General features: G+C 29.3%; 14 protein-coding genes. 7 read left to right on the top strand and 7 right to left on the bottom strand.

The genetic code is table 11. The features are described from left to right. Nucleotides 1-34: 34 nt before the first annotated feature. A complete protein-coding gene (locus tag NSA58_RS07840; RefSeq protein ID WP_039679345.1) occupies nucleotides 35-445 on the top strand; it encodes a hypothetical protein in 411 nt (136 codons plus the stop codon). 322 nt (nucleotides 446-767) lie between these two features. On the opposite strand, the gene NSA58_RS07835 is transcribed toward NSA58_RS07840, so the two are convergent. After that, nucleotides 768-1,964 (bottom strand): NupC/NupG family nucleoside CNT transporter, encoded by a 1,197-nt coding sequence (locus NSA58_RS07835; protein ID WP_039679346.1) that lies wholly within the window; start codon nucleotides 1,962-1,964, stop codon nucleotides 768-770. Between the two features lie 126 nt (nucleotides 1,965-2,090). Here NSA58_RS07835 and yeiL point away from each other — a divergent pair, with 126 nt between their 5' ends. Further along, a complete protein-coding gene (gene yeiL / locus NSA58_RS07830) occupies nucleotides 2,091-2,768 on the top strand; it encodes a transcriptional regulator YeiL (protein ID WP_074080200.1) in 678 nt (225 codons plus the stop codon). A 246-nt stretch (nucleotides 2,769-3,014) separates the two neighbouring features. Further along, complete coding sequence (gene hcp / locus NSA58_RS07825; protein WP_074429840.1) at nucleotides 3,015-4,655, top strand: hydroxylamine reductase; 1,641 nt, start codon at nucleotides 3,015-3,017, stop codon at nucleotides 4,653-4,655. A 141-nt stretch (nucleotides 4,656-4,796) separates the two neighbouring features. Here hcp and NSA58_RS07820 read toward each other — a convergent pair whose 3' ends face one another. From NSA58_RS07820 to agaV, 3 genes are read right to left on the bottom strand one after another with little or no spacing between them, the layout of a single operon-like run. Beyond that, complete coding sequence (locus NSA58_RS07820; RefSeq protein ID WP_330376052.1) at nucleotides 4,797-5,651, bottom strand: PTS system mannose/fructose/sorbose family transporter subunit IID; 855 nt, start codon at nucleotides 5,649-5,651, stop codon at nucleotides 4,797-4,799. Then, on the bottom strand, nucleotides 5,632-6,447 hold the full coding sequence (locus NSA58_RS07815) for a PTS mannose/fructose/sorbose/N-acetylgalactosamine transporter subunit IIC (RefSeq protein ID WP_039679349.1): 816 nt from the start codon (nucleotides 6,445-6,447) through the stop codon (nucleotides 5,632-5,634). Before NSA58_RS07815 ends, NSA58_RS07820 begins: the two co-directional genes overlap by 20 nt. Nucleotides 6,448-6,468: 21 nt before the next feature. After that, nucleotides 6,469-6,945 (bottom strand): PTS N-acetylgalactosamine transporter subunit IIB, encoded by a 477-nt coding sequence (gene agaV, locus NSA58_RS07810; RefSeq protein ID WP_039679350.1) that lies wholly within the window; start codon nucleotides 6,943-6,945, stop codon nucleotides 6,469-6,471. A gap of 327 nt (nucleotides 6,946-7,272) precedes the next feature. On the opposite strand from agaV, the gene NSA58_RS20700 reads away from it, so the two are divergent. After that, nucleotides 7,273-8,439 (top strand): AraC family transcriptional regulator, encoded by a 1,167-nt coding sequence (locus tag NSA58_RS20700; RefSeq protein ID WP_039679351.1) that lies wholly within the window; start codon nucleotides 7,273-7,275, stop codon nucleotides 8,437-8,439. Between the two features lie 96 nt (nucleotides 8,440-8,535). Here NSA58_RS20700 and yajC read toward each other — a convergent pair whose 3' ends face one another. From yajC to NSA58_RS07790, 3 genes are all read right to left on the bottom strand, one after another. Continuing rightward, nucleotides 8,536-8,814 (bottom strand): preprotein translocase subunit YajC, encoded by a 279-nt coding sequence (gene yajC / locus NSA58_RS07800; RefSeq protein ID WP_079764837.1) that lies wholly within the window; start codon nucleotides 8,812-8,814, stop codon nucleotides 8,536-8,538. A gap of 2 nt (nucleotides 8,815-8,816) precedes the next feature. Then, complete coding sequence (gene agaF / locus NSA58_RS07795) at nucleotides 8,817-9,248, bottom strand: PTS galactosamine/N-acetylgalactosamine transporter subunit IIA (protein ID WP_074429842.1); 432 nt, start codon at nucleotides 9,246-9,248, stop codon at nucleotides 8,817-8,819. 161 nt (nucleotides 9,249-9,409) lie between these two features. After that, nucleotides 9,410-10,588: an SIS domain-containing protein gene (locus tag NSA58_RS07790; protein WP_052232955.1), complete on the bottom strand. Its 1,179-nt coding sequence runs from the start codon at nucleotides 10,586-10,588 to the stop codon at nucleotides 9,410-9,412. Between the two features lie 189 nt (nucleotides 10,589-10,777). Here NSA58_RS07790 and nagA point away from each other — a divergent pair, with 189 nt between their 5' ends. From nagA to fba, 3 genes are read left to right on the top strand one after another with little or no spacing between them, the layout of a single operon-like run. Beyond that, nucleotides 10,778-11,917, top strand: coding sequence for an N-acetylglucosamine-6-phosphate deacetylase (gene nagA, locus NSA58_RS07785; RefSeq protein ID WP_039679354.1), 1,140 nt, complete (start codon nucleotides 10,778-10,780; stop codon nucleotides 11,915-11,917). Next, entirely contained in the window at nucleotides 11,917-12,441 is a 525-nt protein-coding gene (locus NSA58_RS07780) for a hypothetical protein (RefSeq protein WP_039679355.1), read from the top strand. The genes nagA and NSA58_RS07780 overlap by 1 nt, the downstream gene beginning before the upstream one ends. Before the next feature lie 56 nt (nucleotides 12,442-12,497). Continuing rightward, on the top strand, nucleotides 12,498-13,346 hold the full coding sequence (gene fba / locus NSA58_RS07775; RefSeq protein WP_039679356.1) for a class II fructose-1,6-bisphosphate aldolase: 849 nt from the start codon (nucleotides 12,498-12,500) through the stop codon (nucleotides 13,344-13,346). Nucleotides 13,347-13,472 lie beyond the last annotated feature (126 nt).

The raw sequence follows: 13,472 nt of genomic DNA, 5'->3' as shown, positions 1-13,472 counted from the left end.
ATTATTAGTATAAATATTTTTTAGGGGTGGGGACATGAATGATGAAATGTTAAAACAACAGCTGAGTATCCAAAAAATAAAACTAATAGAAAAGTATTCCCTTACTTGTTCTGAGGATATGATATGGGAATTTAAGCATGACAAATATCATACAGTTAAATATTTCTCTCATAAATTTGCTCAAAAGGAGTCTATACTAGCATTATTATTTTATATAAATAGACTATGCTATGCAAAAATTAAGTATTTCGATAAAAATATAGAGAAATACGAGCCATATAAGTATGTATTTTTAAAAGGTCTTTGTAAGTGTGAAATGTATGATATGGAGTTTTTGATGCATAAGCCTAGTGGTAGCATGATTGATATTAGAAATTTAAAGAAAATAAAAAGTATAGATGAATTTAAAGAATTTTGCTCTATTTTAGAAAGGTTAGAAGGATAGCTTAGATTGTAAAAAATATATTTTTAAACTGTGGAAATCGTAACATATGTTACGGTTTCTTTTTGTTATCAAGATTATAATGTGCATGTAAGATAAACATTAAAAATATTGGAGGAATAACAATGGAAAATAAAATGTTTTGTTATCAATGGCGATAATTAATCTAGCAGTTTTATAAATACAATATTAATTATGAATTAAATCCTAAATTATATTATATTAATAAATCTAGCTATTTCTATATACTTTAATTAGCATTATATTAATTATTATTAACTAAAAAAGACCTAAGTCTAAGCTTAAGTCTTTTTTATAAACATAATTAGAATAGTAGTAATAATCCAACTATCATTGCTGATAATGAGCTTACTAAAAATCCGCCTATCATTCCTTTAAATGCTATATCTGATATTTCTCCTCTTCTTTTCGGGCAAAATATTGATACACCTGATATACATATACCTATACTCGATATATTTGCAAATCCTGCTAATGCTATTGCCATAATAATTCCTGTTCTGTAATCAACTGAACCTATTATTTGCCCTAAGTCACCGAAAGCAACAAACTCATTTAATACCATCTTTGAACCTAATAATTGTCCCGCAGTTAACACATGGTCTGGATTTATTCCCATTAAGTATGCTAAAGGTGCAAATACATAAGATAATATTTGTTGTAATGATAATCCTACTATTCCTAAAGCACCATTAACTAATGCAACTAATCCAGTTATAGCTATAAGTGAGGCTCCTATACCAATTGCTAATTGTACACCGTTTGAAGCACCTTCAGATATAGCTGACATTATGTTTGTGTGTCCACCTTTTCTGTCCATAACAACATCTTCTATTAATACTTCTTTGTTAGTTTCTGGTATTAATAATTTAGAAACTATTATACTACTTAATGGAACTAATGCTCCTGCTATTAATAAGTATTCCATTGGTATTCCCATACCAACATATCCCATTAATACTGACGCAGCCATACTTCCCATACCTGATATTAGTAATAATAGAAGTTCACTTCTAGTCATTGAATGTAAATATCTACTTACAAGTATTGGTGATTCTGTTTGTGATAAGAACATATTAGCAACGGCAACAAAACTTTCAACTTTACTAGTTCCAAATAATTTTTGTATTGCTCCACCTATTAACTTAACTACGAAGTTTATTACTCCTAGATAGTATAATGCGCCAACTAAAGCTGCTGTGAAAACTATATTTGCAAGTACTGATATTGCAAATATGTATCCTGTACTTTCATCTGTTAATGAACCAAATACGAAAGACACTCCTTCAAATCCATAATTTAATACATTAGTTACAAAATCTGATACTGCTTTTATTATATTTTGCCCTAATGGGAATTTAACTAATAAAAATGCAAGTACAAATTGAACTAATAATGCTTTTGCTATAAGCTTTTTATCAACCTTATCTTTATTTTCAGAGAAAAGATATAATCCACCTATAACAACAATAATTCCTATGATGTTTAATAATAATGTCATGATAATCTCCTTTACAATAATTTTATAATTTACAATTTGTTATCTTTGATATAATATCAAATAGAAAAGTCAACATATTATGACATATGTCATGATTTTGTATGTTTTTTTATCAAGGAGAAAATAATGTTTAGAATAGATGATAATAAAAAGTTAAATTACTATGTTAATAAATATAAAATAAATGAAATATTTTCAAATAATATGCTTCCTTATATGGAGATACATCATTTCAAGAAAAATGAATATATTTGCTTATCTGGAGAAGATGTAAGATATTTATATTTCTTTGTAGAAGGAAAATCAAAAGTATATATTACAACACCTAATGGAAAATCTCTTTTAATAAGATTTTACTCACCAGTTCAAATAGTTGGCGAAATAGAAATATTAAACAAAAGTACAATTGAATGTAATATACAAGCAATAAAAGAGTGTACATGTATAGCAATCCCAAGAAAAGAAATAGAAGAAAAATGTTTAAAAGATCCAAAATTTTTATACTATATATCTACACATTTGTCATTAAAACTATCAAGCGCATCACTATCAAGTTCAGTAAATATGCTTTATCCTTTAGAAAATAGATTAGCAAGTTATATACTAGCAACTTATACAAATGAATATAGTAATAGTACAGAAAACCTAACACAAATATCAGAATTTTTAGGATCAAGTTATAGACATTTATTAAGGGTATTAAATAAGCTTGAATCAGAAGGTATTATAAAAAGAAATAATAAAAAATTGATAATATTAGATAAAGATAGATTAGAGGAGTTAGCAGGAGACTTATATCAATAAAATTAGCTAAAGAAAAAATAATTTTATTTTTGTTTTGATATTTTTTTAGATAAATAATTTCGTATATTCCTATCATTTTGATTCGTAATATGTAACAATTGCTTACTTTATTAGTCATAAACATTTTGGAATAATTTACTAATATTTTTTATGTTTTTAAAACAGTGTAACATATGTTACAGAAATTGTTTCTAGATAGATATATAATGTATACAGAAAATAAACATTATATTGGGAGGAATAATTATGGAAAATAAAATGTTTTGCTATCAATGTCAAGAAACAGCAGGGTGTACAGGATGTACTAAGTTTGGCGTATGCGGTAAATCACCAGATTTAGCTAAAATTCAAGACTTATTAATATATACAACAAAAGGATTATCAGAAGTTACAACTAGACTTAGAGGTGAAGGAAAAGAAGTTAGTGGTGAAGTAAATCACTTAATAACTATAAATCTGTTTACTACAATAACTAATGCTAACTTTGATGATACAATATTCTATGATAGAGTAAAAACTACTTTAGATATAAAAGCTGACTTATTAGCAAAATTAGAAAATAAAGAAAGTCTAAGTGAAGCTGCTTTATGGACTGCTTCTACTAAAGAAGAAATGGATGCAAAAGCTCCAACTGTTGGTGTATTAGCGACAGAAAATGAAGATGTAAGAAGTTTAAGAGAATTAATAATATATGGAATCAAAGGTTTATCAGCATATATGAAGCATGCAAATGCTTTAGGATATGATGATGAAGCTATAAATGCATTTATGCAATCAACATTAGCAAAAACTTTAGACAATACTTTGAGTGCTGATGATTTAGTTGCTTTAACTTTAGAAACAGGTAAGGTAGGGGTAGATGGAATGGCTTTGCTTGATAGTGCAAATACTGGAACTTATGGACATCCAGAGATAACTAAAGTTAATATAGGAGTAAGAAATAATCCAGGTATTCTAGTATCAGGACATGATCTAAAAGACTTAGAATTATTATTACAACAAACAGAGGGAACTGGTGTGGACGTTTATACTCACTCTGAAATGTTACCAGCTCACTATTATCCAGCATTCAAAAAATATTCTCATTTTGCAGGAAACTACGGAAATGCTTGGTGGAAACAAAAAGAAGAATTTGAATCTTTCAATGGACCAATATTAATGACTACAAACTGTATAGTACCACCAAAAGATAGTTACAAAGATAGAATATTCACTACTGGTGCAGCAGGATTTGTAGGAGTTAAACATATAAAAGGAGAAAGTGAAGACAATAAAGATTTCTCTCAAATAATAGAACTTGCAAAAACTTGTGAACCACCAACTGAAATAGAAACTGGTGAAATAGTAGGAGGGTTTGCTCATAATCAAGTATTTGCTTTAGCTGATGCTGTAGTAGATGCAGTTAAATCAGGAGCAATCAAGAAATTCTTCGTAATGGCAGGATGTGACGGAAGAGCTAAATCAAGAAATTACTATACTGAATTTGCTGAGGCACTACCAAAAGATACAGTAATATTAACAGCAGGTTGTGCAAAATACAAATACAACAAATTAAACCTTGGAGATATAAATGGAATACCAAGAGTTTTAGATGCAGGACAATGTAATGACTCTTACTCATTAGCTTTAATAGCATTAAAATTAAAAGAAGTATTTGAATTACAAGATATAAACGAATTACCTATAGCTTTCAATATAGCTTGGTATGAGCAAAAAGCTGTAATAGTATTATTATCATTACTATACTTAGGAGTAAAAAACATACACCTAGGACCAACACTTCCAGCTTTCTTATCACCAAATGTGGCTAAAGTTCTGGTTGAAAACTTTGGAATAGGCGGAATAACAAACGTAGAAGACGATATAAAAATGTTCATGGAACAATAATAATATAATTAAAATCCCCATTCAAACTAGTCAAAGTTTGGGTGGGGATTTTTTAGTATTGGATTGAGTAAAAATAACCACCTCTAGAAATCTAAAGGTGGTTATTATAGATAAAATATTTTTAATTTACATTAACAATTTTTAAACTAACCACATTGTAAATCCAAATATCTGTCCTATACCTGCTCCAACTATACCTATTACTAATAATAAAGCTATACAAGTAACTGGTTTCCAGTTTTTCTTCTTAAGTAATACGAATAGCATTAAAGTTAAGCCTAAAGGAATTATATTAGGTAAAATACCATCTAAGATATTTTGGATAACTATAGGAGATTCACCGTTAGGTATTTCTATAGCTAATTTAGTTGCACCGTAGTTAGAAGTTAAAGCACCAACTATGAATACACCTAATAAAGAAGCAGAACGAGTGAACTCTTTAGCATTCTTAGTTAATATATCTATAGCCTTAGAACCTAAGTTATAAGACCAGTACATCAACCAATATCTTAATCCAAACTGAACAATATTGAATATCAATAAGAATAAGATTGGACCAAGTAAAGATCCACCAATAGCCATATTAGCAGTTATACCAGCAGTTATTGGAACCAATGTGAACCAGAATATAGCATCACCTATACCACCTAAAGGTCCCATGGCAGCAACACGGACAGCTCTAATAGTTTGAGTATCTGCCTTTTGTTGCTCTAAAGAAAGTATTATACCCATAACGAAAGTTACTAAGAATGGATGAGTATTAAAGAAATCAAGGTTATGTTTCATAGACTTAGATAAGTCTTCTTTATTAGTATGGATTTTTTCTAATCCAGGTAATATACCATATAACCATCCAGCAGCTTGCATTCTTTCATAGTTGAATGAAGCTTGTAGGAATAGTGAACGCCAAACCATTTTATTTAAAGTTTTTTTGTCAAGGTCTTTGGCTGGAGTTAAATCATTATATTGAGTTGAATTAAATTCCATCTTCATCATCTCCTCCCCCTACTGGTGCATATGCAGTAGCAGTTTTCATTTTTACGTTATTTTGGAAGTCGTAAACAGCAACAGCTATTCCTATGAATGCTATTATTAATAGAGCTGAACCACTTAAACTTTCTACACTACCTACTATTGTAGCTAAAGCAAAACCAGCAAAGTAAATTCCCCAAAGTTCTTTAGATAACATTATACGAAGAAGTATTGCAAAACCTACATAACGCATCATTCCACCAGCAGCACTAAGTCCATTCATGAACCAAGCAAATTGCTCAGATAAAGCAGTTAATGTAGCACCAGCAGCACTACCACCTATTAATCCTATAACAACTATTACTGCAAATGATAATCCTAAAGCTCCCATTGCTAAGAAGTTAAGCTTAACGATACCGCTTGGATTAGCTTCATCAGCATATTTGTCAGCCTTAGACATTAATGGAGCCATTATTGTAAATACGAAAGTAACAAAGTATTGTCCGATTAATGCAAATGGAACTGCTAAACCAACAGCAGCAGCAGGTTCCAATTTAGAAGATACGGCAAATACTACCGCCATAATTCCACCTATAACTGCGTTTGGAGGTTGTGCTCCTCCTACTGGCATGTTACCAATTGTCATTAATTGATAAGTACCACCTACAACAAGTCCTGTTTGTAAATCACCAAGTATAGCACCAATAACAGCACCAGATACGATTGGTTGGTATAATGACTCTAAGAAACTAAATTGGTCGATACCAGCAATGAATGCAAATATAGCAACCAATAGAATCTGAATAATATTAAAATCCATGTTCAAAATCCCCTTTCGTGATTATTTAAAAAGTTTTTCTAGATTTTCAGCACCTTCTGTAGGAACTCTTCTTATTTCAAGTTCTACACCAAGTTCTCTTAGTTTTCTGAATGCTTCGACATCCTTATCATCTACAGCTACAGATCCAACGACTTGACGTTTACCTTCAGCCATATGCATGTTTCCAATATTAACTTTCTTTATTGGAACTCCCCCCTCAACAAGCTTTAAAACATCTGTAGGATTTTCACAAACGATGAATATAAACTGTTTAGCACTAGCTTTGTGTATAGTACTAATAGTTTTTTCAAGTGTCCAGTAACGTGTAGAAGCGTAACTTGGAGCAGCCATGTCCATTAGACCTTGTCTAAGCTTATCACCTGCTACATTATCATTTGCAACTAGAATTAAGTTAGCACCAATAGATCCACACCATTGAGTAGCAACTTGACCATGAATTAATCTGTTATCAATCCTTGTTAAAACAATGTTTGGCATAGTATTCCCTCCTTATAATTTATTGATAATGTTTTAAAAGAAATTAATTATTTAATATAATTATAGAGTGTATATAATTTACAATCTTTAGAAATTTTGGTTTTCTATTTGTATTTTTTAACAAAACGTTTTCCGAAAGTTAAAAATTAAACAAATATAGTATGAAAGGGAAGTATAAATTATTATGCGTTTGAAACTGACAATCGTTTGAAATTGACAATGACCTGAAATATAGTAGAATATAACTATAAATAATTTTTAATGTTAAAATAAGTAAAGGTTAATATATGTAAGTTGAGGGAAACTTTATAGGGGGGAGTGACTGAAGTGAATAATAAAACAACTAGCTCTCAGTTTGGTAAATATGGATCAGTTTATGAAGAGTTTAAAGAAGTAGATAGGGAAAATTTAATATCTAGAAAGATTGTTACTAGTGACACTGTAATATCAAGTCTATATAATTTTTTAGAACCTGTGTATATTGAACTCGTAGAAGGAATGGCATATATATTGATAAGTGATAGTAAGAATGGTGAGTTTAAATTATTTGGAATACATAGAAATTTAGAGATTAAACCAAATATGTATTTTAATATAATTCCAATGGTTGATAATGTAACATTTAATTTAATAATTCCTAAAAACTATAATTTAAAATTAGAATTTTTAGATTCACCATATGTATATAACAAAATACAATCTACTATAAACATACCTGAAATAATAGCATGCTATTATAGTATAAAAAGTCCAAACTACAAATTTAAAGGGGAAAGTCATAATGTATATGAGTTAACATTTGTTGATAATGGTAATTTAGATACAACTGTTGATGGCGTGGAATATAGTTTAGAACCATATGACCTAATTATTTATGGAAAGAATAAATTTCATACTCAACAGGTAAATAGTGACTCATCTTGTTCTTATTTAACTATAATATTTGAGATGGAGTGTGAAAATGATAATCTCATTTGTAATAGAGTTTTCCATTGTAGAAAAGAGCTATATAAAGTGTTGAAGAACTTTTCGAAAAATTTATCTTGTGATATACCATATTCAAAGAATCTAGTTTTAAGCAATTTGCATGAGATAATTATTCGGTTATTCCAATATGATTATTTAGATTCAGAGGAAAATAAGTTACCTAAAGAGTCATATCAATACTTTCAAAATCAGTTATTAGAAAATATACTATCTTATATAGATAATATGGTTTGTGAACCTATTACAATAGAAGATATTTGCAATAAATTTGCTATATCTAGATCTTCATTGCAAACATTATTTAAGAACAATTTAAATACAACGCCTAAAAAATATGTAAGTGAATTAAAATTAGCTAAAAGTAAACTTTTAATAAAAGAAAATAAATATACAATTAGTGAAATTGCATTTATGCTAGGTTTTAGTTCCATACATTACTTTTCGAGGGCATTTACACAACATTTTGATATAAGCCCTAGTGAATACTCTCAAACGGTTTTTAAATAATAATAGATATTTATATAAAGCACCTAAATAATTAAAAATTTAGGTGCTTTATTATTAAGCTATAATAAGTTTTGCGAGTTTATATTGTAAATATTATTAAGCTATACTTTGGATAGCATATCTAGATACTGAAATAACAACATTTTTAGCAACTTCAACTTCTACGATATCACCTTTAACTCTAGTTATTTTTCCGTAAACAGCGCCACAGAACATAACTTTCATCCCAGGTTTTAATTCTAAATGAAGGTCTTTCAGTTCATTAGTTTTCTTTTTAATATTTTTCGATGAGATAAATATTAAAATTAATGCTGCAATTCCTAATAATACAGCTATAGTTATACACGTCCAAGTAACAACTTCCCAATTTATCATAATTAAATACCATCCTCACAATCTTCTTCATCATGTTCTATAAGTTCAAATTTTATGATACCATTTTTACCTACTTCCAAAGCTGTTTCTGCTAATGCAGATAAATCATCAATAAAATCTTTTGCCATAGAAACTTCAAGAATCATAGCAAGATTAGTTCCGCCTATTACTTCCAAAGGTGTTTCAACCTCAGCTTTTAACTCAACTAAAGTTTTAAATGGTGAACCTCCTGTTAAATCAGTTAAGGCTAAAATACTATTACAATTATTTAAATTGTTTATAGAGTTCATATACTTTTCTTTTAAAGTTTCTGTGGAGTCTGTTTCAATAAAATCTACATATTCTACATTGGCTGGATTCCCAGCAATTAAATTTAAAGATGAGCTTAATCCAGTTGCAAAATTTCCGTGACCGCTAATTATTATTCCTATCATATCTAGTAAACCCCTTTTCCATAAGTCTTAATATATTTTTAAGTTATAAATTTCAACCGTCTATTTTGAGAAATATCGTTGCATAAAATTGTATGTTGACCACACAGTGGCTTAAAGTGGTAACGAAGTCCTCTCGTTTGTAACATGAGTGAAGCAAATTTTTATTTGCAATTATATTTATACAATGTAACACCTTCAACAACACGATTAACTTCACCAGATGGACAAGGATTGTCAGGTGTTAATTTCATTGATAAAGATTTTAAAACTGAAAGTGCTTGAGCAAATGTTATATAAGCAAGCCCTAACTCTATGTTATTTGGATTAATTTCAGTATTATAGAAAACAGTATAATCAGCTAATTCACTTAACTCAGTAGAAGGCTTATCAGATACAACAACTAGCTTATTCTTCTTTCTTTGAGAGCTTATTTCCTTTATCAAATCTAATTCATATTTATAAGTGTACTCATCATTACTTACGTAGACAACTGTTAAAGTAGAATCATCTATAATTGATTTTGGTCCATGTCTAAAACCAAGTGGAGTATCAAACACTGCAACTGTATTTCCTGCTGTTAATTCAAGCATTTTTAAAGATGATTCTTGTGAGATACCTTTTAAAGTATTGCTACCTAGATAAACTATTCTTTCAAAATTATACTCGTTAACTATCTTTTCAACTACTTCAAATCCCTTATCTAAGAAGTTTTGAGTAGATGAACATATATCAGAGATTATTGTTGACTTTTCATCTAACTTATCAAGATTAAAGCAAAGATATGCAGCTAAGTACATATTAGTAAAGCTTGATGTCATAGCAAATGATTTATCGTGAGTTTCTTCAGTAAGATTTATAGCATAGCAATTATCTAATTTATCGGCTATCTTAGAAAGTGAACCCTCATTGTTACAAGTTATGAATAAATGATATAGGTTATCACACACTTCATTAGCAGCTTCAACAGCTCCAATTGACTCAGGTGAATTTCCAGAACGTCCAAAACTTATTAATAATGTTGGCTTAGTTTTAGATAAATAATTTTCAGGTGTAGCAACTATATCAGTTGTAGCGTAAGACTTAACCTTATAATTAAGGCCCTTATTTAATTGTGAATATAGTGAATTACCGATGAATTCGCTAGTACCAGCACCTGTTAGTATTATATCGAAATCATCATGCTTAATAATATTATTTATAAATTCTCCTATAGAATCCTTATTATCTTTAATTTGAGTTAAAGTTTTTAACCAAGTTTTTGGTTGCTGATATATTTCTTGTAAAGTAAAAGATGACTTAGTATCTTTCATTTGATTTTCAGTAATATTAAAAATACTCATAAAATTCATATCCTCCATTTTAATTTATATATAGATCTAGTTAAATATCTGTTAATCTTAATTATAGTAAAGAGCAATATAAACACAATGGGTGTGTTAAAAGATATAATATTTATGTTAAAAAGTGCAAATATTATCCCAAAAATCTTATGTATAATGAAGATATCTTATAAAGTATGGAGGGAGAATATGTTAATTCAAAGTAAGAGAGTTTGGATTGCAGATCAATTTATTTCAGCGCAAATTGAAATTGATGATAATAAAATAATAAATATTTATAAATATAATGAAAAAGATGATGCTTATGATTATGGTAATAAAAGGATACTTCCAGGATTTATTGATATTCACTGTCATGGAGCTTATGGATTTGATACAAATGATGCTAATGAAGAAGGATTAAGAAATTGGACAAAAAAAATACCTTGTGAAGGTGTCACTGCACTACTACCAACTACTATAACTCAAAGTAGAGAAGTTTTAACTAATGCTCTAGCTAATGTTGCAAAAGTAGTTGAAGAGGGATACCAAGGGGCAGAAATATTGGGAGTACACTTTGAAGGTCCTTATTTAGATATGAAATATAAAGGAGCACAACCACAAGAGTTTATAGCAAAGCCTACTATTGAAGAATTTAAAGCATATCAAAAAGCAGCAAAAGGATTAATAAAATATATTACTATAGCAACAGAAGTAGATGAAGAATATGAATTAACTAAATATTTGTATGAAAATGGTGTTGTCGTAAGTATAGGACATTCAGCATCTACTTATGAAGAAGCTGTATATGCATTTGCTAACGGAGCTAGATCTCAAACTCATGTTTATAATGGAATGACAGCTTTCAATCATAGAGAAAATGGATTAGTGGGATTTAGTTTAAGGGTAAATGAAATGTATGGTGAAATTATTTGTGATGGAAATCATTCTACACCAGCGGCGTTATATAATTTCTTCCATGCCAAAGGTCCGTATCATGGAATTATGGTTACGGATGCATTAATGGCAAAAGGATATGAGCCAGGTTCAAAGTTCGTTTTTGGTGGAAATGAAATAGAAATATATGAAGATGGTAGTGCTCATTTAGTTGAAACGAAGGGGCTAGCTGGTTCAACATTAAGAATGAATCAAGGTTTAAAAATACTAGTAGAAGATGCGATGGTACCATTTGATTATGCTATCAATTCGTGTACTATAAATCCAGCAAGATGTCTAGGAATAGATAATCGTAAGGGTAGAATTGGCGTGGGATATGATAGTGATTTAGTAGTTCTTAATGATGATTATTCAGTACATCAAACTTACTGTTTAGGAAAGGAAATGCTTTAATGAAGAAAAAGGATATAAACCTAGCTGGTACAAATATTTATTTAAATAGAGCTGGAAATACAGTTTATTATAATGTTTTTGATAAAAAAGGATATATTGTAGGACATAAAATAGAGCAAAAATTTAGGTTATTTTACTATAGGTATTTTATTGTAATTGCTTTATTAGTCTTGCTAGGTGATTATTTTAAAACTTTTGGAAATACACTTTTGGTTGGTGCTGTAGCAGTTGTTATAACGGAAATTTATTTTAGAAAGGTATTTTTAAAAAAATTAAAATCCATTAACGATTTTAAAAGGGAACGAAAAGTATCTAAAATAGAAATGATTATTAAGAGTGAAGAAAAAGAAAAAACTATAATGAAAATATGTGCTTATATAGTTTTAAGCGTATTAATAGTTATAAATGCAATACAACAAAATTATAATTCAGCCTTTATGATTTTGAGTATATTAGCTGCGGTATATGCAGTTTATTCAGCTGTAATTAATGGTGTGGCGATTAGCAAAATGAATGGTAAATAAGAACTATAATTTATAAATAACATAAAATTATATATACAAAGAGGGGAAAATTTATTATGGAATTAGTTACAACAAAAAGTATTTTAAAGAAGGCTCAAGAAGGAAAATATGCAATAGGGGCCTTTAATGTTGAGAATATGGAAATGGTAATGGCAGTTATAAGTGCAGCAGAGGAGATGAATGCACCTGTAATTATGCAAACTACACCATCAACAGTTAAATATGCAAGTCTTGATTACTTTTTAGCAAATGTAAGAGTTGCAGCAAGCCATGCTAAGGTTCCTGTAGTTATGCATTTAGATCATGGTTCAAGTTTTGAGCTTGCAGCTCAAGCATTTAGAGCAGGGTATACTTCGATTATGATAGATGGATCTCATAGCAGTTTTGAAGAAAATATAAAAATATCTAAAGCAGTTGTAGATATGTGTAAACCAGCAGGTATTGCTGTTGAAGCTGAACTTGGAAAAGTTGGTGGAAAAGAAGATGATTTAGATGGTGGAGAAGGAGGATTTACAGATCCACAAGAAGCAAAAGAGTTTGTTGAAAGAACAGGAGTTGATTCACTAGCAGTAGCAATAGGAACAGCCCATGGTATGTATAAAGGTGAACCTAAATTAGATTTAGATAGATTATCACAAATAAAAGAAGTTGTATCAATACCTCTTGTATTACATGGTGGATCAGGAATCCCTGATTCTAAAGTACAAGAATCTATTGAAATAGGAATATGTAAAGTAAATTATGCTACAGAACTTAGAATAGCATTTACAAATGGAGTTAACAAATATTTAAGTGAAAATAAGGATGCAATAGATCCTAAGAAATATAATAAGGCTGGTATGGAAGAAGTTAAGGCGTTTGTAAAAGAAAAGATAAAAGTTTGTGGTTGTGAAAATAAAGCTTAGTATAATTACCCCTGAGAAGATAATTTAATTTATTTTCTTGGGGGTAATTAATTTTATATTTTAAGACTATAGGAATGTATATTTAATTTAACCCTTATAGTTTATTTTTCTTTATTAAAAAATTAT

Origin of the sequence: Terrisporobacter muris (genome assembly GCF_024621905.1) — a bacterium.
GTDB classification, from domain to species: Bacteria; Bacillota; Clostridia; order Peptostreptococcales; family Peptostreptococcaceae; genus Terrisporobacter; species Terrisporobacter muris.
The sequence above is the reverse complement of the archived record's forward strand: the minus strand, read 5'-3'. Positions and strand labels throughout refer to the sequence as shown.